Origin of the sequence: Streptomyces sp. NPDC006296, from assembly GCF_040613235.1 — a bacterium.
Lineage (GTDB): Bacteria > Actinomycetota > Actinomycetes > Streptomycetales > Streptomycetaceae > Streptomyces.
This window is the reverse complement of the sequence record NZ_JBEXRT010000010.1, coordinates 1-17,764: the sequence shown is the minus strand read 5'-3', so window position 1 is coordinate 17,764 and position 17,764 is coordinate 1. Positions and strand designations below refer to the sequence as shown.

The 17,764-nt window shown below is 71.0% G+C and carries 16 protein-coding genes, 1 pseudogene and 1 riboswitch; of the genes and pseudogenes, 8 read left to right on the top strand and 9 right to left on the bottom strand.

Translation table 11 applies throughout. The features are described 5' to 3' along the window. Nucleotides 1–30: 30 nt before the first annotated feature. From ABZ172_RS09375 to ABZ172_RS09360, 4 genes are all read right to left on the bottom strand, one after another. Nucleotides 31–1,554 carry a glycoside hydrolase family 3 protein gene (locus ABZ172_RS09375; RefSeq protein WP_356881883.1) on the bottom strand — a complete coding sequence of 508 codons (1,524 nt, stop codon included), beginning with the start codon at nt 1,552–1,554 and terminating at the stop codon, nt 31–33. Between the two features lie 9 nt (nt 1,555–1,563). Next, the gene (locus ABZ172_RS09370; RefSeq protein ID WP_356881881.1) at nt 1,564–2,436 is read right to left on the bottom strand and encodes a carbohydrate ABC transporter permease; all 873 of its coding nucleotides are present in this window, start codon (nt 2,434–2,436) and stop codon (nt 1,564–1,566) included. Next, nucleotides 2,433–3,449 carry a sugar ABC transporter permease gene (locus ABZ172_RS09365; RefSeq protein ID WP_356881879.1) on the bottom strand — a complete coding sequence of 339 codons (1,017 nt, stop codon included), beginning with the start codon at nt 3,447–3,449 and terminating at the stop codon, nt 2,433–2,435. The genes ABZ172_RS09370 and ABZ172_RS09365 overlap by 4 nt, the downstream gene beginning before the upstream one ends. A gap of 126 nt (nt 3,450–3,575) precedes the next feature. Beyond that, the gene (locus ABZ172_RS09360) at nt 3,576–4,874 is read right to left on the bottom strand and encodes a sugar ABC transporter substrate-binding protein (RefSeq protein WP_356881876.1); all 1,299 of its coding nucleotides are present in this window, start codon (nt 4,872–4,874) and stop codon (nt 3,576–3,578) included. A 286-nt stretch (nt 4,875–5,160) separates the two neighbouring features. On the opposite strand from ABZ172_RS09360, the gene ABZ172_RS09355 reads away from it, so the two are divergent. The 6 genes from ABZ172_RS09355 to ABZ172_RS09330 all read left to right on the top strand — a co-directional run bounded on the left by ABZ172_RS09355 (nt 5,161) and on the right by ABZ172_RS09330 (nt 12,406). Further along, nucleotides 5,161–5,925, top strand: a complete 765-nt coding sequence (locus ABZ172_RS09355) for a GntR family transcriptional regulator (protein WP_356882155.1) — start codon at nt 5,161–5,163, stop codon at nt 5,923–5,925. A gap of 194 nt (nt 5,926–6,119) precedes the next feature. After that, the gene (locus ABZ172_RS09350) at nt 6,120–6,383 is read left to right on the top strand and encodes a DUF3311 domain-containing protein (protein WP_356881874.1); all 264 of its coding nucleotides are present in this window, start codon (nt 6,120–6,122) and stop codon (nt 6,381–6,383) included. Further along, nucleotides 6,380–8,014 carry a monocarboxylate uptake permease MctP gene (gene mctP, locus ABZ172_RS09345; protein WP_356881872.1) on the top strand — a complete coding sequence of 545 codons (1,635 nt, stop codon included), beginning with the start codon at nt 6,380–6,382 and terminating at the stop codon, nt 8,012–8,014. The genes ABZ172_RS09350 and mctP overlap by 4 nt, the downstream gene beginning before the upstream one ends. Nucleotides 8,015–8,182: 168 nt before the next feature. Further along, entirely contained in the window at nt 8,183–8,683 is a 501-nt protein-coding gene (locus ABZ172_RS09340) for an N-acetyltransferase (RefSeq protein WP_356881870.1), read from the top strand. 77 nt (nt 8,684–8,760) lie between these two features. After that, nucleotides 8,761–8,836: riboswitch (cobalamin riboswitch) on the top strand. Nucleotides 8,837–8,996: 160 nt separating this feature from the next. Further along, a complete protein-coding gene (locus ABZ172_RS09335; RefSeq protein ID WP_356881868.1) occupies nt 8,997–11,393 on the top strand; it encodes a ribonucleoside-diphosphate reductase subunit alpha in 2,397 nt (798 codons plus the stop codon). Continuing rightward, nucleotides 11,390–12,406, top strand: coding sequence for a ribonucleotide-diphosphate reductase subunit beta (locus ABZ172_RS09330; RefSeq protein WP_356881866.1), 1,017 nt, complete (start codon nt 11,390–11,392; stop codon nt 12,404–12,406). The genes ABZ172_RS09335 and ABZ172_RS09330 overlap by 4 nt, the downstream gene beginning before the upstream one ends. Here the strand turns inward: ABZ172_RS09330 and ABZ172_RS09325 are convergent. After that, nucleotides 12,403–12,615: a hypothetical protein gene (locus tag ABZ172_RS09325; RefSeq protein ID WP_356881864.1), complete on the bottom strand. Its 213-nt coding sequence runs from the start codon at nt 12,613–12,615 to the stop codon at nt 12,403–12,405. The two genes, ABZ172_RS09330 and ABZ172_RS09325, sit on opposite strands and share 4 nt — an antisense overlap. A gap of 81 nt (nt 12,616–12,696) precedes the next feature. On the opposite strand from ABZ172_RS09325, the gene ABZ172_RS09320 reads away from it, so the two are divergent. Then, nucleotides 12,697–13,671 (top strand): helix-turn-helix domain-containing protein, encoded by a 975-nt coding sequence (locus ABZ172_RS09320; protein ID WP_356881862.1) that lies wholly within the window; start codon nt 12,697–12,699, stop codon nt 13,669–13,671. A 29-nt stretch (nt 13,672–13,700) separates the two neighbouring features. Here the strand turns inward: ABZ172_RS09320 and ABZ172_RS09315 are convergent, their stop codons facing one another. The 4 genes from ABZ172_RS09315 to ABZ172_RS09300 all read right to left on the bottom strand — a co-directional run bounded on the left by ABZ172_RS09315 (nt 13,701) and on the right by ABZ172_RS09300 (nt 17,702). Continuing rightward, nucleotides 13,701–14,438, bottom strand: a complete 738-nt coding sequence (locus tag ABZ172_RS09315; RefSeq protein WP_356881860.1) for a D-Ala-D-Ala carboxypeptidase family metallohydrolase — start codon at nt 14,436–14,438, stop codon at nt 13,701–13,703. A gap of 182 nt (nt 14,439–14,620) precedes the next feature. Further along, nucleotides 14,621–15,259 (bottom strand): peptide deformylase, encoded by a 639-nt coding sequence (gene def, locus ABZ172_RS09310; RefSeq protein WP_356881858.1) that lies wholly within the window; start codon nt 15,257–15,259, stop codon nt 14,621–14,623. Between the two features lie 81 nt (nt 15,260–15,340). Continuing rightward, complete coding sequence (locus ABZ172_RS09305) at nt 15,341–16,333, bottom strand: hypothetical protein (protein ID WP_356881856.1); 993 nt, start codon at nt 16,331–16,333, stop codon at nt 15,341–15,343. Nucleotides 16,334–16,424: 91 nt separating this feature from the next. Further along, nucleotides 16,425–17,702, bottom strand: a complete 1,278-nt coding sequence (locus tag ABZ172_RS09300; protein WP_356882153.1) for an HD domain-containing protein — start codon at nt 17,700–17,702, stop codon at nt 16,425–16,427. Here ABZ172_RS09300 and ABZ172_RS09295 point away from each other — a divergent pair. Further along, nucleotides 17,670–17,764 (top strand): annotated as a pseudogene (locus ABZ172_RS09295) (serine protease); the annotation flags it as partial. The gene ABZ172_RS09300 and the pseudogene ABZ172_RS09295 overlap by 33 nt on opposite strands.

Sequence of the window (17,764 nt, the reverse complement as noted above, 5' to 3'; positions counted from 1 at the left end):
TCCGGCCCTCGCGCGTACGGTCCCGCGGGCTCAGCCGGCCCGGCCGGTGATCGCCTCCGCGGCGGCGATCCCGCACACCCGTGCCGCACCGTGCGTGGCGATGTGCGGCGCGCCCCGGGGCGGCGCCACGGGCAGGCCCATCTCGACCACGACGGTGTCGGGGCGCGCCGCCAGCAGCGCGTCCAGCGCCTCGCTCATCCAGCCGTGCCGGTGGGCGTCGCGGACGACGGCGACGATGCGCCGCTCCCCCGCCGCGCTCAGCACCTCGGCGGCCGGTGACGCGCTCCCGGCGCCGTAGGTGCCGGTCCGTGTGCCGGGCAGCGTCCGGGACAGCTCGGCCGCGACGCCCCACGGGGTCTCGTCGCCCACCGCGATGTTGGCGACCGGGGTGAGGGCCGCGACGTACGCCGGTCCGGTCAGCGGGGCGGCGTCGCCCGTGACGGTCAGGGCCCGGCGGGCGGCGAGCAGTCCGATGCCGGCTCCGGCGCCGGGCGCGGTCCCCTCCTGCATGTCCGCGCCCGGCTCCGAGGCAGCCCCCCTGACCCCCTGCGTCCAGGACGCGAGGGCCCGTACACGTGCGGCCGCGTCGGCGAGCCGCTCCTCGGGCAGGTCCCCGGCGCGCACCGCCGCCACCAGGGCGTCGCGCAGCCGCAGCACCGTGTCCTCGTCGGCCAGACCGCCGCCGACGCAGATGGCGTCGGCGCCGGCGGCGATGGCGAGGACGGATCCGCGCTCGATGCCGTAGGTGCCGGCGATGGCGTCCATCTCCATGCCGTCGGTGACGATCAGACCGTCGTAGCCCAGCTCCCCGCGGAGCAGCCCGGTGAGGATCTGCGGGCTCAGGGTCGCCGGCCGGGCCGGGTCCAGTGCGGGAAGCAGGATATGGGCACTCATCACCGCTTTGGAACCCGCTGCCACGGCCGCCCTGAAGGGCACCAGCTCACGGGCGTGCAGCGTGTCCAGGTCCACATCGATGCGGGGCAGCGCGTGGTGCGAGTCGACCGCCGTGTCGCCGTGCCCGGGGAAGTGCTTGGTGCACGCGGCGACACCGGCGGACTGGAGCCCCTCGACGTAGGCGGCGGTGTGCCGGGCGACGAGCCCGGTGCCGGCGCCGAAGGAGCGCACGCCGATGACCGGGTTGTCCGGGTTGGAGTTGACGTCGGCGGAGGGCGCCCAGTTGAGGTTGACCCCGCACTCGGCGAGCCGGCGGCCGAGTTCGCGGGCGACGGCCCGGGTGAGGTCCACGTCGTCGACGGCGCCCAGGGCGAGGTTGCCGGGGAAGGAGGAGCCGTTGCGGACCTCCAGGCGGGTGACGTCGCCGCCCTCCTCGTCGATCGCGACGAGGACGTCGTCCCGCTCGGCCCGCAGCCGGGCCGTGAGCGCGGCGAGCTGCTCGGGCGAGTGGATGTTCCGGCCGAAGAGTCCGACGGAGGCCAGGCCCTCGCCGACCCGGCGCAGGAGCCAGTCGGGGGCGGTGGTGCCGGTGAAGCCCGGCTGGAGCACGGCGAGCGCGTCGCGGGTGACGGTGTCCGTGGTCGGTACGAGGATCGTCATGGGGGCTGCCTATCCCTTCACGGCGCCGGAGGTGAGCCCCGTGGCCATCTTTCCCTGGATGATCATGAAGAAGATGACGACCGGGATGGAGATGAGGGTGGAGGCCGCCATCAGCGCGCCGTAGTCCGTGCCGCGTTCCGTGGTGAACGTCATCAGCCACACGTTGAGCGTGTACTTGGAGTTGTCGTTGATCAGGATGTAGGCGAAGAGGTATTCGTTCCAGGCGTTGACCAGGGCGAAGATGGACGCGGCGGCGAGCCCGGGTGCCAGCAGCGGGAAGATGACCCTGCGGAAGGCCCCCATGCGGGTGCAGCCGTCCACCATCGCGGACTCCTCCAGCTCCACGGGGATGTTGATGACGAACCCGCGGATCATGATGGTCGCGAAGGGCAGCGTGGACACCAGGTAGACGACGATGAGTCCCCAGTACTCGTCGATGCCGCCCAGCGCGTTGAGCTGGAGGTAGATCGGGATCAGCATCGCGGTCGGGGGCAGCATCTGGACCAGGATCATCACCATCATCAGCGCCTTCCGCCCGAAGAAGCGGAAGCGGCCGATGGCGAGCGCCGCGAGCGTCGCGATGATCATCCCGCCGACGACGGCGGTGACCGAGACGATGAGGCTCGACTGGATCGCCGTGGCGAAGTTGTCCTGCTTCACCGCGCGCGCGAAGTTGTCGAAGGTGAGCGAGGACGGCCACAGGGTCTGGTCGTAGGACCGGATCTCGTGGTTCGGGCGCAGCGAGCTGACGATCAGCCAGTAGACCGGGAAGGCCATGAGCGCGGCCGTGACGAGTGCCAGGACGTTGTAGCCGAGGCGGTGGCGCTTGCGGTCGGGCCGCAGGACCTGGGCCGGCGGGGCGGTGGGCGTGGAGGCGCTCATTCGACCTCTCCCGTCTTGATCAGCTGGCGCAGGTAGTACACGGCGACGCCGGACAGCATCAGGACGGTGATCAGTGCGATCGCGCTGCCCTGACTGAAGGAGGTGGACTCGAACGCCTTGGAGAAGGAGTAGAGGCCGAGGGTCTCGTACTCGGGTTCGGGCTTGTTGCCGCGCAGCAGCCAGATCTGTCCGAACACGTTGAAGTCCCAGATGACCGAGAGGGTCGCGACCATCGTGAAGACCGGCTTGATGACGGGCCAGGTCACGTAGCGGTAGACGCCGTACGCGGTGGCCCCGTCGAGGGAGGCCGCCTCCTCCAGCTCCTTGGGGACCTGGGTGAGGGCCGCGTACATCGTGATCACGACGAACGGGATGGCGCCCCAGACGACCAGGAGCGTGATGATGCCGAAGCCCTGCCAGGGGTCGAGGAACCAGTTGTGGCCCAGCCACCGGTCCTCGTCGCCGGTGAGGTCGGCGAGCAGGGTGTTGATCAGGCCGTAGTCGGAGTCGGAGAGCCAGCGGAAGACCGAGGCGGCGACCATGAGCGGCATGGACCAGGCGGCGATCAGGGCCACCGTCAGGACGAGCCGCACCCAGGTGGAGACCCGCAGCATCATCAGGGCGATCAGCAGCCCGATGCCCATGGTCAGCACGACGCAGAGGGTCATGAAGACGACGGTCCGGCCGACGACCGCCCAGAACTCCGGGTCGCCGAGGATGTTCGTGAACTGCTCGAAGCCGACCCACGGGGTCTCGCCGTTGCCCCAGAGAGCCGCCCGCCCCAGGTCCTGGAAGGACATGATCACGGTCTTGACCAGCGGGTAGACGTAGACGGCGGCGATCGCCAGGATCGCCGGCAGGATCAGCAGGTAGGGGAGGAGCTCCCCCTTCGTCCTCCGCCGGGCCGGGCGGGGCCCGTCCGCCTCCTGTCCGGAGGGTGAGATCCCGGTCTTCTCCGGGACACGCGGTACGGGGACCGGTGGACCGGCGGCCTTGGTGTCGGCAGCAGTCACGTGACTGACCTTCCATCGGGATCCCGGGGATCTGCACCCGGGAATCACGGCGTTCCTACCTGAACAGAGAAGGGCGGGGGTCCGGTGCGCGCCGGACCCCCGCCTGGAGAGCCGAAGGCCCCGGGACTACTTGTTGATGAGCTCGTCGACCTTGCCGTCCGCCTTCTTGGCGGCGTCGGCCACCGAGGCGCCCTTGAGGATCTCCAGGAGCATGTTCTCCAGGACCTCCTCCTTCTCGATGGAGGTCCAGCCCGGCGCGATCGGGGTGAACCAGGCGTCCGGCACCGCGTTGGCGACGGCGGCCGTCTCCGGCTTCGACTTCAGCGGTTCGAGCTGCTTCTCGTTGTTCGGGAGGATGTTCTTGGAGGTGAGCACCTCCTGCGACTTCTCGCTGGTGAAGAGGGAGACCCACTCCTCGCCCAGGTCGGTCACCTTGGACTTGGCGGTGACCGCGAGGTCCGAACCGCCGATGAAGGACGGGAGGGCCTTGCCGTTCGGGCCGGGCATGCCGGCGGTGCCGATCTTGCCCTCGAGCTTCGGGTTGCCGTTGTTGGCGCCGTCGACGACCGAGCCGGCCTCCCAGCCGTTGCCGTAGATCAGGGCCGCCTTCTCGTTGGCCATGACGTTGGCGTGGTCCTGCTCGTCCTTGGTCTGGTCGGCCTTGTTGTACTTCTTGACCAGGTTGACGAAGTGCTCGATGCCCTTCTGTGACTCGGGCGAGGAGAGGTTGCCCTTCCACTCCTTCGCACCCTCGTCGTACTCGGCGATGGAACCGCCGTAGCCCGCGACGTAGGACATGGCCGCGTACCAGTAACGGCCCGGCAGGTAGAGGGACGAGAAGCGCTTGTCCTTCTTGGTGTACTCGGCCGAGACCTTGTCGAGCGCGGCGAGCATCTCGTCCTCGGTCTGCGGGAGGGCGTCGCTGCCGGTGCCCTTCTTGAGCATGTCCTTGTTGTAGACCGCGACCCGGGCACCCGCGTAGTAGGGCACGCAGAACTGCTTGCCCTCGAAGGTGCAGGTGTCCTTCAGGCCCTTGATCCAGGTATCCGAGTTGTCGTACTTCGCGGGGTCGATCTCCGCCAGCGCGCCGTTGAGGATGTACTGCATCGTCTCGGTGTTGCCGAGCTCGACGACGTCCGGGAACTTGTCGCCGCCGAGGGAGGTGTCGAGCTTCTTGGCCTTGTCCGCCCACTGCTGGTACTGGACGTTCACCTTGACCTTGGGGTACTTCTTGCTGAACTGCGCGTTGACGTCCTTGACCAGTTCCGGCCAGGTGCTCTGCGCGTCCACCATCAGCCAGACCGTCAGGCTCTCGGTACGGTCCTTCGGGTCCTTCGAGGCGTTGTCACTACCGTCCCCCCCGCACGCAGCGATTCCGGTCATCATCGCTGCGACGCCTACGGCCGCAATGAGCTTGCGCTTCATGCCACACCCTCCTCAGGGATACCAGCAACCCCCCGCCCACCGCGAAGACGTACGCCTGGCGCTACCTGTGGGTCTGGGACCTGGTCTTTAATGGTTTAGACCAGTACCGGGAGCTTGGCCTAGACCTTTAGGGGTGTCAAGGGTGTATAAGAAGTGCACTCGCGTCCGTTATCGGACCGACACCTGAGGGAGGGCGACGACCCGTGACGAGGCCGTGCCACCATGTGAGCCGCGACAGACGGAGGAGCCGGTGACGGCAGCAACGCAGCAGTCGGGAAGGCGGGCCATGGGTGCCGACGGGGCCAGCAGCACGAGCGAGACCGGCGCGGGTGCGCGTACGGCGCGTGTCCCGAAGTACTACCGGCTCAAGCGTCATCTCCTCGACATGACGGGCACCATGCCGCCCGGCACACCGGTGCCGCCCGAGCGCACGCTGGCCGCGGAGTTCGACACCTCGCGCACCACGGTCCGGCAGGCCCTCCAGGAACTGGTGGTCGAGGGACGGCTGGAGCGGATCCAGGGCAAGGGCACCTTCGTCGCCAAGCCCAAGGTCTCCCAGGCGCTGCAACTCACCTCCTACACCGAGGACATGCGCGCCCAGGGCCTGGAACCCGCGTCCCAGCTGCTGGACATCGGCTACGTCACGGCGGACGACACGCTCGCCGGGCTGCTGGACATCACGGCCGGCGGACGGGTGCTGCGGATCGAGCGGCTGCGGCTCGCCAGCGGTGAACCGATGGCCATCGAGACCACGCACCTGTCGGCCAAGCGCTTCCCCGCGCTGCGCCGTTCGCTGGTCAAGTACACCTCGCTCTACACCGCGCTGGCCGAGGTGTACGACGTCCGGCTGGCCGAGGCCGAGGAGACCATCGAGACCTCCCTCGCCACTCCGCGCGAGGCGGGGCTGCTCGGCACGGACGTCGGCCTCCCGATGCTCATGCTGTCCCGGCACTCGATCGACGGCGACGGCGAACCGGTGGAGTGGGTCCGCTCGGTCTACCGGGGCGACCGCTACAAGTTCGTGGCCCGTCTGAAGCGTCCCACCGACTGAGACGGCCCCGGGACCCGGTCCCGGGGCCGCACCGGCGGCCGCTCCCCCGCGCACACCGGGGGAGCGCCGCTTCCGCCGCGCACCGGCGGACCGTTGCAGTACCGCAATGCGGACGGGGGGTGACGGTGGTCGGATCTCTCGCCTAGATTTCCTGCGCATTAACCAGGTGATCAGCGAGGGGACGGAGTCGCCGCATGTCAGAGGAAACCGGTGCGAACCCACCGGCAGCACCGACCGTGACACCCACCAGGGTGGTGATCGGGCTCTGCCTGATCGCGCCCTTCGTGGCGATGCTCTGGGTCGGTTCGTACGCGAAGGTCGAACCGACCTTCATCGGCATCCCGTTCTTCTACTGGTACCAGATGCTGTGGGTGCTCATCTCGACCTCGCTCACCATGATCGCCTACAAGCTCTGGCAGCGTGACCAGCGCGCCCGCAAGGGGGGTGCCTCCGCATGAAGGACGGCGTGAACGGCGTCGCACTCGCCGTCTTCATCTTCTTCTTCGTGGCCGTCACGGTCATCGGCTTCATGGCCGCGCGCTGGCGCAAGGCCGAGAACGAGGCCAGCCTCGACGAATGGGGCCTGGGCGGACGGTCGTTCGGCACCTGGGTCACCTGGTTCCTGCTGGGCGGCGACCTCTACACGGCGTACACCTTCGTCGCGGTGCCGGCGGCGATCTACGCGGCGGGCGCGGCCGGCTTCTTCGCCGTCCCGTACACGATCCTCGTCTACCCGCTGATCTTCACCTTCCTGCCGCGCCTGTGGTCGGTCTCGCACAAGCACGGCTACGTCACCACCTCGGACTTCGTCCGCGGCCGCTTCGGCTCGAAGGGGCTCTCGCTGGCGATCGCCCTCACCGGCATCCTCGCCACGATGCCCTACATCGCGCTCCAGCTGGTCGGCATCCAGGCCGTGCTGGACGTCATGGGCGTCGGCGGCGGCGAGAACACGCACTGGTTCGTCAAGGACCTGCCGCTGCTGATCGCGTTCGCCGTGCTCGCCGCGTACACCTACTCCTCGGGGCTGCGCGCGCCCGCGCTCATCGCCTTCGTCAAGGACGGCCTGATCTACCTGGTGATCGCCGTGGCGATCATCTACATCCCGATCAAGCTCGGCGGGTTCGACGAGATCTTCTCCAAGGCGAGCGCGGCGTTCGCGGAGCCCAACCCGGCGACGGGCCAGCCGCGTGGCGCCCTGGTGCCCGGGGAGATGGGGCAGTGGGGCTACGCGACGCTGGCTCTGGGCTCGGCGCTGGCCCTCTTCATGTATCCGCACTCGATCACCGCGACGCTCTCCAGCCGCAGCCGTGAGGTGATCCGGCGCAACACCACGATCCTGCCGCTGTACTCGCTGATGCTGGGGCTGCTGGCCCTGCTCGGGTTCATGGCGATCGCCGCCGGGATCAAGGTGGACAACGGCCAGCTGGCCATCCCCCAGCTGTTCGAGACCATGTTCCCCGACTGGTTCGCGGGTGTGGCCTTCGCCGCGATCGGGATCGGCGCCCTGGTGCCGGCCGCGATCATGTCGATCGCCGCCGCGAACCTCTTCACCCGCAACATCTACAAGGACTTCATCAAGCCCGACGCGACCCCGGCGCAGGAGACCAGGATCTCCAAGCTGGTCTCGCTGCTGGTCAAGGTCGGTGCGCTCGCCTTCGTCCTCACCATGGACAAGACGGTCGCGATCAACTTCCAGCTGCTGGGCGGCATCTGGATCCTCCAGACGATGCCGGCCCTGGTGGGCGGCCTGTTCACGCGGTGGTTCCACCGCTGGGCCCTGATCGCCGGCTGGGCGGTCGGCATGCTCTACGGGACGGTGGCCGCCTACGGCGTCGCCAGCCCGACCCAGAAGCACTTCGGCGGGTCGTCCAAGGAGATCCCGGGCATCGGCGAGATCGGCTACATCGGTCTCACCGCGATCGTGCTGAACATCATCGTGGTGGTCGTGCTGACCTTCGTCCTCAACGCGCTGAAGGCCCCGGCCGGTGTGGACGAGACCTCGCCGTCCGACTACACGGCCGATGTCGGCGACCCCGGGGTCAAGGCCGACCTCCCGCCCGCCACGGCCGGCGCCCCGGGCGGTCACTGACCCCGCGGCACCGGGCGACGACGAGCCGGTGCGACGGGCCGGGGCCTCGCGCCGTCCGCCCCGGCGGGGATCTCCCCGCCGGGGCGTTCCCGTGGAGGGCCGCGGGGTTCCGGCACCGCCCCGGAAAGGGCGTGCGCCCGGCCCCGCGGCCGGGGCAGACTGTCGCGCATGGATGTCACGATCAGACCTGTGCGCGCCGAGGAGTACGAGGCCCTGGGTGAGATCACGGCCCAGGCGTACCTCGGTGACGGACTGCTGGACTTCGGCACCGGCGACCCCTATCTGGAGCAGCTCCGCGCCGTCGGGCGACGGGCCGCCGAAGCCCTGGTGCTGGCCGCGGTGGACGCAGGGGGCGAGCTGCTGGGCGGTGTCACCTACGTCGCGCCCGGCAGCCCGTGGGCGGACGTCGCCGGACCGGACGAGGCCGAGTTCCGGATGCTGGCCGTCTCCGGGACGGCGCGCGGGCGCGGTGCGGGCGAGGCGCTGGTGCGGGCCTGCGTGGACCGGGCACGCGCCGCGGGCGGCCTCTCCGGGATCGTCCTGTCGACCCAGTCGTCGATGGAGGCCGCCCACCGGATCTACCGCCGCCTGGGCTTCGTACGGACGCCGGAGCGGGACTGGAGCCCTCTGCCGGGCTTCACCCTCCTGACGTTCCGTCTCCCCTTCTGACCCGTCACGACACTACATGTGGGGGCTGCCTCAATCGGCGGCCCCCACATGTATGCTCGACCTCGCTGTCGCCGCAGGGGAATCCGGTGCGAATCCGGAACTGTCCCGCAACGGTGTGAACGGCGCGTGTGCGCGCCGCGGAGTCCGAGGACCTGCCGACAGCGCGTCCGGCTCGACCGAACCGGGCGCAGAGACGTCCGGGCCCCGCGGAGGGCCGGTGGACGCCGCGCGCACCGTGCTGCCCTCCCCCGGGCGTCCACGTGTCCGGCTGCCCCGCTCCCGCAGGCCCTGAGCCGAGCGAGGGATAGCCCCAGTGACCATCGCGCCAGCCGACCCGGTTTCAGCCGCGGAATCCGAGGACTTCACGACCGACGCGCCCGGGACCGCCCTGCTGCGGACCCTGACCGGCCTCACCGCCGATCTGCCCGACACCGATCCCGGCAGGGTCGCCGCCGCCGCGCTGCGCGGCCGCAGTGCGCGGTCGGACGAGGCGGAGCTGCGCGCGCTGGCCACCGAGGCCGCCGCCGGTCTGATCGCGGAGGACCCCGCCTATTCGCGGCTCGCCGCCCGGCTCCTCTCCCGGGCCGTCGCCGACGAGGCCGCCGGCCAGGGCGCCGTGTCCTTCTCGTCGTCGATCGCCGTCGGGCACCGCGAGGGCCTGATCGCGGACCGCACGGCCGAGTTCGTCACGCTGCACGCCGCCGCACTCGACGCGCTGGTGGACCGCGCGCTCGCCGACGGCGCCGACGACCGCTTCGGCTACTTCGGGCTGCGGACGCTGCACAGCCGGTACCTGCTGCGCCACCCGCTCACCCGCGAGGTCGTGGAGACCCCGCAGCACTTCATGCTGCGCGTGGCCGCGGGGCTCGCCGAGGACACCTCCGAGCGGGCCCTGGAGGAGGTGGCCGCGCTGTACGGCCTGATGAACCGGCTCGACTACCTGCCGTCCTCCCCCACCCTGTTCAACTCCGGTACCCGGCACCCGCAGATGTCGTCCTGCTACCTGCTGGACTCGCCGCTGGACGAGCTCGACTCGATCTACGACCGCTACCACCAGGTGGCGCGGCTCTCCAAGCACGCGGGCGGCATCGGCCTCTCCTACTCCCGCGTCCGCGCCCGGGGTTCCCTCATCCGGGGGACGAACGGGCACTCCAACGGCATCGTGCCGTTCCTGAAGACGCTCGACGCCTCGGTGGCGGCGGTCAACCAGGGAGGCCGGCGCAAGGGCGCGGCGGCGGTCTACCTGGAGACCTGGCACGCGGACATCGAGGAGTTCCTGGAGCTGCGCGACAACACCGGTGAGGACCAGCGGCGTACGCACAACCTCAACCTGGCGCACTGGATCCCGGACGAGTTCATGCGCCGCGTCGACGCGGACACCGACTGGTCGCTCTTCTCCCCGGCCGACGCCCCCGAGCTGGTGGACCTGTGGGGCGACGCGTTCGACGCGGCCTACCGGGCGGCCGAGGCGAAGGGCTTGGCCCGCAGGACGATCCCGGCCCGCGAGCTGTACGGGCGCATGATGCGGACCCTCGCGCAGACCGGCCAGGGCTGGATGACGTTCAAGGACGCGTCCAACCGCACGGCGAACCAGACCGCCGAGCCGGGCCGGGTCGTGCACTCCTCGAACCTGTGCACCGAGATCCTGGAGGTCACGGACGACGGCGAGACGGCCGTCTGCAACCTCGGGTCGGTCAACCTCGGCGCGTTCGTCGCCGGCGGCACGATCGACTGGGAGCGGCTGGACGCCGCGGTCCGCACCGCGGTGACCTTCCTCGACCGCGTCGTGGACATCAACTTCTACCCGACCGGGCAGGCGGGCCGGTCCAACGCCCGCTGGCGTCCGGTGGGCCTGGGCGCGATGGGTCTCCAGGACGTCTTCTTCCAGCTGCGGCTGCCCTTCGACTCCCCCGAGGCCCGCGCGCTGTCCACGAGGATCTCCGAGCGGATCATGCTGGCCGCGTACGAGGCCTCCTGCGACCTCGCCGAGCGGTCCGGGCCGCTGCCCGCCTGGGCCGAGACGCGTGCCGCGCGCGGGGTCCTGCACCCCGACCACTACGACACCGGGCTGCACTGGCCGGAGCGCTGGGACGCCCTGCGCGCCCGGATCGCGAGGACCGGCATGCGCAACGCGCTGCTGCTGGCCATCGCGCCGACGGCCACGATCGCCTCGATCGCCGGGGTGTACGAGTGCATCGAGCCGCAGGTCTCCAACCTCTTCAAGCGCGAGACGCTCAGCGGTGAGTTCCTCCAGGTGAACGCCTACCTGGTGGACGAGCTGAAGCGGCTCGGCGTGTGGGACGCCCGGACCCGTGAGGCGCTGCGCGAGGCGAGCGGCTCGGTGCAGGGCTTCGCCTGGATCCCCGAGGACGTGCGGGCGCTGTACCGCACGGCGTGGGAGATCCCGCAGCGCGGTCTGATCGACATGGCGGCGGCCCGTACGCCGTTCCTCGACCAGAGCCAGTCGCTGAACCTGTTCCTGGAGACGCCGACGATCGGCAAGCTCTCCTCGATGTACGCCTACGCCTGGAAGCAGGGGCTGAAGACGACGTACTACCTGCGCTCGCGTCCGGCGACCCGGATCGCCCGCGCGGCATCCGGTGCGGCCCCGGCCGCCGCCACCGTCCCCGTACAGCAGGTGCCGGGTCCCGATGCGGACGCCCTGGCCTGCTCCCTTGAGAACCCCGAGTCCTGCGAGGCCTGCCAGTGAGCGCGTCCGAGAACAAGAACCTGCTCGACCCCGGCTTCGAACTGACCCTGCGCCCCATGCGCTACCCGGACTTCTACGAGCGCTACCGGGACGCGATCAAGAACACCTGGACGGTGGAGGAGGTCGACCTGCACTCCGACGTCGCCGACCTCGCGAAGCTCTCCCCCGGGGAGCAGCACATGATCGGGCGGCTGGTCGCGTTCTTCGCGACGGGCGACTCGATCGTCTCCAACAACCTCGTGCTGACGCTGTACAAGCACATCAACTCGCCCGAGGCGCGGCTCTATCTGTCGCGCCAGCTGTTCGAGGAGGCCGTGCACGTCCAGTTCTACCTGACGCTGCTGGACACCTACCTGCCCGATCCGGAGGACCGTGCGGCGGCCTTCGACGCGGTGGAGGAGATCCCGTCGATCCGCGAGAAGGCGCAGTTCTGCTTCCGGTGGATGGACTCGGTGGAGAAGATCGAGCGGCTGGAGACGAAGGCGGACCGCCGGCGCTTCCTGCTCAACCTGATCTGCTTCGCGGCGTGCATCGAGGGGCTGTTCTTCTACGGGGCGTTCGCGTACGTCTACTGGTTCCGCTCGCGCGGTCTGCTGCACGGTCTCGCCACGGGCACCAACTGGGTCTTCCGCGACGAGACGATGCACATGAACTTCGCCTTCGAGGTCGTGGACACCGTCCGCAAGGAGGAGCCTGACCTCTTCGACGACGCGCTCCGGCAGCAGGTCACGGACATGCTCCGGGAGGCCGTCGAGGCGGAGCTGCAGTTCGGCCGCGACCTGTGCGGCGACGGCCTGCCCGGCATGAACACCGACTCGATGCGCCAGTACCTGGAGTGCGTGGCCGACCAGCGGCTGACCCGGCTCGGCTTCCCCGCGCTCTACGGTTCGCAGAACCCGTTCTCGTTCATGGAGCTCCAGGGGGTGCAGGAGCTGACGAACTTCTTCGAGCGCCGTCCCTCGGCCTACCAGGTGGCGGTGGAGGGGTCCGTGGGCTTCGACGAGGAGTTCTAGATCCTCGCCCAGGACCTGGTGTACGGGCGCCGTGGGGCCGTGACCGGCCGTGCGGCGCCCGCCGGGTGCGGGGACGACTCCCCCCTCCGCCGTCCGGCGTCCCGGAGTGCGCGGTCGATCCGGCGCTCCCGGGCGAGGCCGACGAGGGCGGGCAGCAGGACGAGGGCGAAGAGCGCGGTGACGGCCAGGTAGCTCAGGAATGTGTTCATGCCTCCACTGTCGTCCCGGCCCCGGAATTACGTCAGTGGCAGGACTGTCATGGAGCATCGAATTACTGCCACACTGACGTCATGTTGAAGAATGTCGCCGTCCTGCTCCTCGACGAGATCCATCCCTTCGAACTGGGCGTCGTGTGCGAGGTGTTCGGACTCGACCGGTCGGAGGACGGACTGCCGGTGTACGACTTCGCGGTGGTGTCCGCCGAGGGGCCGGTCCTGCGGACCCACGCCGGCTTCACCGTCACCACCCCCCACGGACTGGAGCGGCTGGAGGAGGCCGACCTCATCGCCGTGCCCGCGGGGAGCCACTTCATCGACCGGGAGTACCCCGAGGAGGCCCTCGACGCCCTGCGCCGGGCCGTGGACCGCGGCGCCCGGGTGCTGAGCGTCTGCTCCGGGGCCTTCGTCCTCGGCGCCGCGGGACTGCTGGACGGCCGCCGCTGCACCACGCACTGGCGGCACTCCGACGAACTGGCCCGCCGCTTCCCGGAGGCGCGGGTCGAGCCGGACGTGCTCTACGTGGACGAGGGCGCGGTCATCACCTCGGCGGGCACGGCGGCCGGCATCGACGCCGCCCTGCACCTGGTCCGCCAGGCGCACGGGCCCGCCGTCGCGAACGCCCTGGCCCGCCGCATGGTGGTCCCTCCGCACCGGGACGGCGGGCAGGCGCAGTACATCAAGCGCCCGCTGCCCCGCACCCCGTGCGACACGGTCGGCGAGACGCTCGCCTGGATGGAGCGCCACCTCGACGAGGAGATGACGGTGGAGCAGCTGGCCGCCCAGACCCACATGTCGCCCCGGACCTTCGCCCGCCGCTTCCAGCAGGAGACCGGCACCACCCCGTACCGCTGGCTGCTCCGGCAGCGGGTGCTGCTGGCGCAGCACCTGCTGGAGACCTCGGACGAGACGGTGGACACGATCGCCGGGCGGACCGGTTTCGGGAACGCGGCGGCGCTGCGCCACCAGTTCGTGCGGTCCCTGGGGACCACCCCGAACGCCTACCGCAGGACCTTCCGGGGGCCGACCGGCTCGGCCGAGGCGGCCTGACCGGTCGGACCCCGCGTCCCGGGGTGCCCTCAGATGCCGCAGCCGGAGGCGGACCAGAAGTGGTTCGGCCCCTGGTTCACGTGGATGTGGTCGCTGTGGCCGGGGTAGCCCGGGCCGAGGATCCCGTTGAAGCCGTGGTTGCGGGCCTGCTGGGCGATGGTGCACAGGGTGTGCGGCCCGGAGCCGAGGTCGACGGCGTCGCCGTACAGGTGCCGGCTGTTCGTCGCCCCGCCGACCGCCGCGTTGCAGGAGGTGGAGCGGAAGCCGCTGGTGACCCGGAGCGACTGGTCGCCGAGTGCGTGGCGCAGCGCCTCCAGCTTCCACATGCTGCTCAGGGCGTTGGCCTTGGCCGTCCCCGCCGCGACCGCTCCGCCCGCCCAGGTGCTGTTGCAGGTGTTGAGCTCGGGGTAGGTGAAGTGGACGGGCGTGCAGTCGTCGTCCTGGAGGGCGTAGAGCTTGGCGAACGTGGCGGGCCCGGCGACACCGTCCGCGCCGAGGCCGTAGGCGGCCTGGAAGCGCTTGACCGCGGCCGTGGTGGCCGGACCGTACGAGCCGTCGACGGCCAGCACGGAGTTGTAGCCCGGGTAGCCGGACACCCGGATCTGGAGCTGGGTGACGTCGGCGCCGGTGGCGCCCGAGGACAGGGTGCGGCTCCAGGTGTAGCAGCCGTCGGCCTGCGCGGTGCCCGCGGTGGCGACGGCCCCTCCGATACCGAAAGCCATGGCCATGACAAGGCCGAGAAGCAGGTGCGCGGTACGTCTGAGCATGGGGGGTCTCCCTGCACGGTGAGGTGAACAGACGGGCGTCCCGGTGAGCCTGTACCAGGAGTTGACTCGCGTCAACTGCCGCCCGGGAAAAGCCTGTCGGTGATCACCGGGCGACCCGGGACCCGCCGGCCCCGGGGAGGGCCCACCGGCGCCGGACCCTCCCCGCCCTCTCCCCGGGGGGATCAGTCGTTCGGGACGACCTCGTAGCGCGGGGTGCCCTCGGCCATCTGCTTCAGCGCGTCCTTGCGCTCCCGCTTCGAGAGCCGGTCGATGTACAGGTATCCGTACAGGTGGTCCGTCTCGTGCTGGAGGCAGCGCGCGAAGTACCCGCTGCCCCGGACCTTGACCGGGTTGCCCTGGGCGTCCTGGCCGCGCACGACCGCGAGGTCGGGCCGCGCCAGCGCGGCGTAGGCCGTCGGCACCGAGAGGCAGCCCTCGTTGGAGTCGTCGAGGCTGCGCTGCTCCGGGGCGAGGTCCTCCAGCACCGGGTTGCAGATCGCGCCGACGTGGCGCACCCCGTCGTCGTCCGGGCAGTCGTAGACGAAGACCTTGCGGTCCACCCCGATCTGGTTGGCGGCCAGGCCGACGCCCTCCGCCGTCCGCTGGCTGGCGAACATGTCGTCGATCAGCTGCGCGAGTTCACCGTCGAACTCCGTGACGTCCCTGCACTCCTTGTGCAGGACCGGGTTGCCGACCACCGTGATGGGGCGGGAGGTGCCGCGCTCCCGGTGCGCCGCCTCGCGCGCCTCGCAGTCCTCGGTGTCCACGAGGAATCCCTCGTCGTCGACACCGGTCCGCTCGTCCGTCTCCTGCTGCGACATGTCCGCCGTTCGCCTTCCTGCAACCCTGAGCCCGTGAGTACCCGCACCGGAATCGGTGCCCGTACAGCCTACGGGCACCGGTCAGCAGACTTCTTCCAGATCCCGCCACTCGCGGCTGTCCGGGCTGTCGGCCACCCAGCCGTCCAGCAGACCGCGCACCAGCCCGGCCGGCGCGGCTATCCCGCACTCGCGCTCCGGTACCCACAGGTCACCGTTGGTGCGGTGGCCCAGCGGCCCGGGATGGCCGGGCTCGCTGTGGTCGTGCGGGTCGAGGTGCTCGCCGTCGCCCTCGTCGCTCTCCATCCGGCTCTCCGAACAGGCGCGGCAGAGCAGCCGTACGGAGGACGACCAGTCCTCGGCGGCGAAGCCCGCGTCCGAGGCCAGCTGCTCCAGCGCGTCCCGGTCGGCCTCGGTGGCGGCCTCCAGGAGCACCACCCAGGTGGGCACCGGGGAGGGCGCCCAGAGCTCGATCTCGTCGAAGACCGGGTAGGACGGCCCGGCCGCCGTGACCCGCTCGCCGTTCGGCACGCCGTCGTGCAGGACGACCTCGCCCCAGCGGCGCCCCGAGGACGGCAGCGGGATCGACAGCACCTCCATACGGGCCGGGTCGAGCCTGCGGCCCCAGACGACCTCGGCCTCGCCCTCGGGCGAGAGCCGCACCGCGGCGCTGCCCAGCTCCATGTCCGTGGGTTCGCTGTTGGCCGCGGCGCCGAGCTGTCCGCTGCCCGGCACCTTCAGCCCGTAGGCCTGCCAGGCCCGCCGCGCCAGCGGCCAGTCCTGCAGCGCGGTGGCGGCGATCCCGACGTTCCACCAGTCCGGAGCCCCGGACTCCCGGTCGAGCAGGGCGACGGCACGCAGCCCGGCGGCCCTCGCCTGCTCCCAGTCGTGCCGGAACTTGTGCAGCAGCGCGAGATTGAACCAGGACTCGGAGAGCCAGGGCTCCAGGTCCGCCGCGCGCGTCAGCAGGGCCCCCGCGTCCTCGTACCGGCCGTCGCCGATCAGCGTGAACGCGCGGTCCGTGGCCTGCCGCCAAGAGGCGGACGGCCGATGCCGTACCTTCCCGAAGATCCTCACGATTCCCGCCTGTCCCGACTGGACACCCTCGTTTTCCGCTCTCCTTCGCATCCAACCATGCCCGGCCGGACGCTCGCTCATTACCCATGGGTTACCCCGCACGGACCCGGGTGAGACCGCCCCGTGCGAGGACTCTGCCCAGTGCCTCCACCACCAGCGGCCGGTAGTCGTGGCCGGTGCCGAGCCTGAGCTGCTCCAGCGCCCGCAGGGACCCCTCGACGCCTTCCCCGCACAGGTCGTCGTACGCGTTGGCCGCACGGACGATCTGTGCGGCGGTCTGCTGCTCACGGTACGGATCGGCCTGCTGCTCCACCACCACGGCGACCGCGGGATCCACCCCGGTCCTGCGCACCACCGCCCCTCCCAGCAGGGCGATCCGGCGCTGCTCGGCGGCCGGGAGGACCGTGGTCGCCCCGTCCGCCACCGGGTCGACGAGGGAGAGCTGCCCGATGTCGTGCATCAGCGCCGCGTACTCCAGCACGGTCAGTTCGGGGCCGGGGAGCCCCAGCTCCCGCCCCACGGCCGTCGCCAGATCGGCCACCCTGCGGGCGTGCCCGTGCGGGGTGTACCCGGCGATCTCCGTGGACCGCGCCAGCGAGGCGATGGTCTGCCGGTACGTCGTGCGGACGGCGGCGTACCGGCGGAACGACACCTGGGTGAGCAGCAGCGGGACGCACAGCACCGGCAGGGCCCACAGCCCCGCGACGGCGACCCCGAGCGCCATCACCGCGCCGGTCGCGCAGACCGCCGGACCGATGCCGCTGAGCGCGTGGAGCTCGTCGCGCAGCCGGGCGCCGTAGGGGCGGGACCTCCCCGCCGTCAGGGCCGCGAGGACCGCGTCGCACAGGGCGGTGAGGCCCAGCAGCACGAGCAGGAACAGAGCGAAGTAGGGCCCCTCGCCGAACCAGCGCTCCGACCGGCCCGCATGGTGCAGCGGCTGGAAGCACAGGGCGGCGAAGGCCACCGCCAGCACGCGGCGGGCCGCCTGGTCGGGTCCCGGGCCGCTGCCGCGCGCCATGTGCGGCACGGCGGCGAGCAGCTGCGCCGCGACGACGACGGTGACCACCTGGAGGACCCCGTGCGCGGTCTCCTGTCCCCCGCTGCGCCCCAGCAGGGCGTACGCGAGCGCGCCGGCCGCCCCCAGCGGCGCGGGCTCGCGCTCCCCGGGCAGGGCTCCCCAGCGGGCCAGCTCGCCGACGGTGACCAGGATCCCGAAGACGAGGGCGTGGCCGGGCTGCACGACGCCGTTCCACAGGGTGTGCCCGAGTGCGACGGCCGCGAGGACCAGCGCGGCGCCGCGGACCGCGAGGACGGCCGGTGCCGGGTGGGCCGGGGAGGCTGGGGCGCCGCCACCGAGGGCGGCAGCCAGCAGCGCTACCTCCTGAAGGCCACCGTCCCGTTCGTCTCCGACGCCACCTGCCAGCAGTCCTA

What these genes read in the sequence shown, in the direction of transcription:
- ABZ172_RS09375 (WP_356881883.1), bottom strand. Translation starts at nt 1,554, where the DNA reads ATGACGATCCTCGTACCGACCACGGACACCGTCACCCGCGACGCGCTC.
- ABZ172_RS09370 (WP_356881881.1), bottom strand. Translation starts at nt 2,436, where the DNA reads ATGAGCGCCTCCACGCCCACCGCCCCGCCGGCCCAGGTCCTGCGGCCC.
- ABZ172_RS09360 (WP_356881876.1), bottom strand. Translation starts at nt 4,874, where the DNA reads ATGAAGCGCAAGCTCATTGCGGCCGTAGGCGTCGCAGCGATGATGACC.
- ABZ172_RS09355 (WP_356882155.1), top strand. Translation starts at nt 5,161, where the DNA reads ATGGGTGCCGACGGGGCCAGCAGCACGAGCGAGACCGGCGCGGGTGCG.
- ABZ172_RS09350 (WP_356881874.1), top strand. Translation starts at nt 6,120, where the DNA reads ATGTCAGAGGAAACCGGTGCGAACCCACCGGCAGCACCGACCGTGACA.
- mctP (WP_356881872.1), top strand. Translation starts at nt 6,380, where the DNA reads ATGAAGGACGGCGTGAACGGCGTCGCACTCGCCGTCTTCATCTTCTTC.
- ABZ172_RS09340 (WP_356881870.1), top strand. Translation starts at nt 8,183, where the DNA reads ATGGATGTCACGATCAGACCTGTGCGCGCCGAGGAGTACGAGGCCCTG.
- ABZ172_RS09325 (WP_356881864.1), bottom strand. Translation starts at nt 12,615, where the DNA reads ATGAACACATTCCTGAGCTACCTGGCCGTCACCGCGCTCTTCGCCCTC.
- ABZ172_RS09320 (WP_356881862.1), top strand. Translation starts at nt 12,697, where the DNA reads ATGTTGAAGAATGTCGCCGTCCTGCTCCTCGACGAGATCCATCCCTTC.
- ABZ172_RS09315 (WP_356881860.1), bottom strand. Translation starts at nt 14,438, where the DNA reads ATGCTCAGACGTACCGCGCACCTGCTTCTCGGCCTTGTCATGGCCATG.
- def (WP_356881858.1), bottom strand. Translation starts at nt 15,259, where the DNA reads ATGTCGCAGCAGGAGACGGACGAGCGGACCGGTGTCGACGACGAGGGA.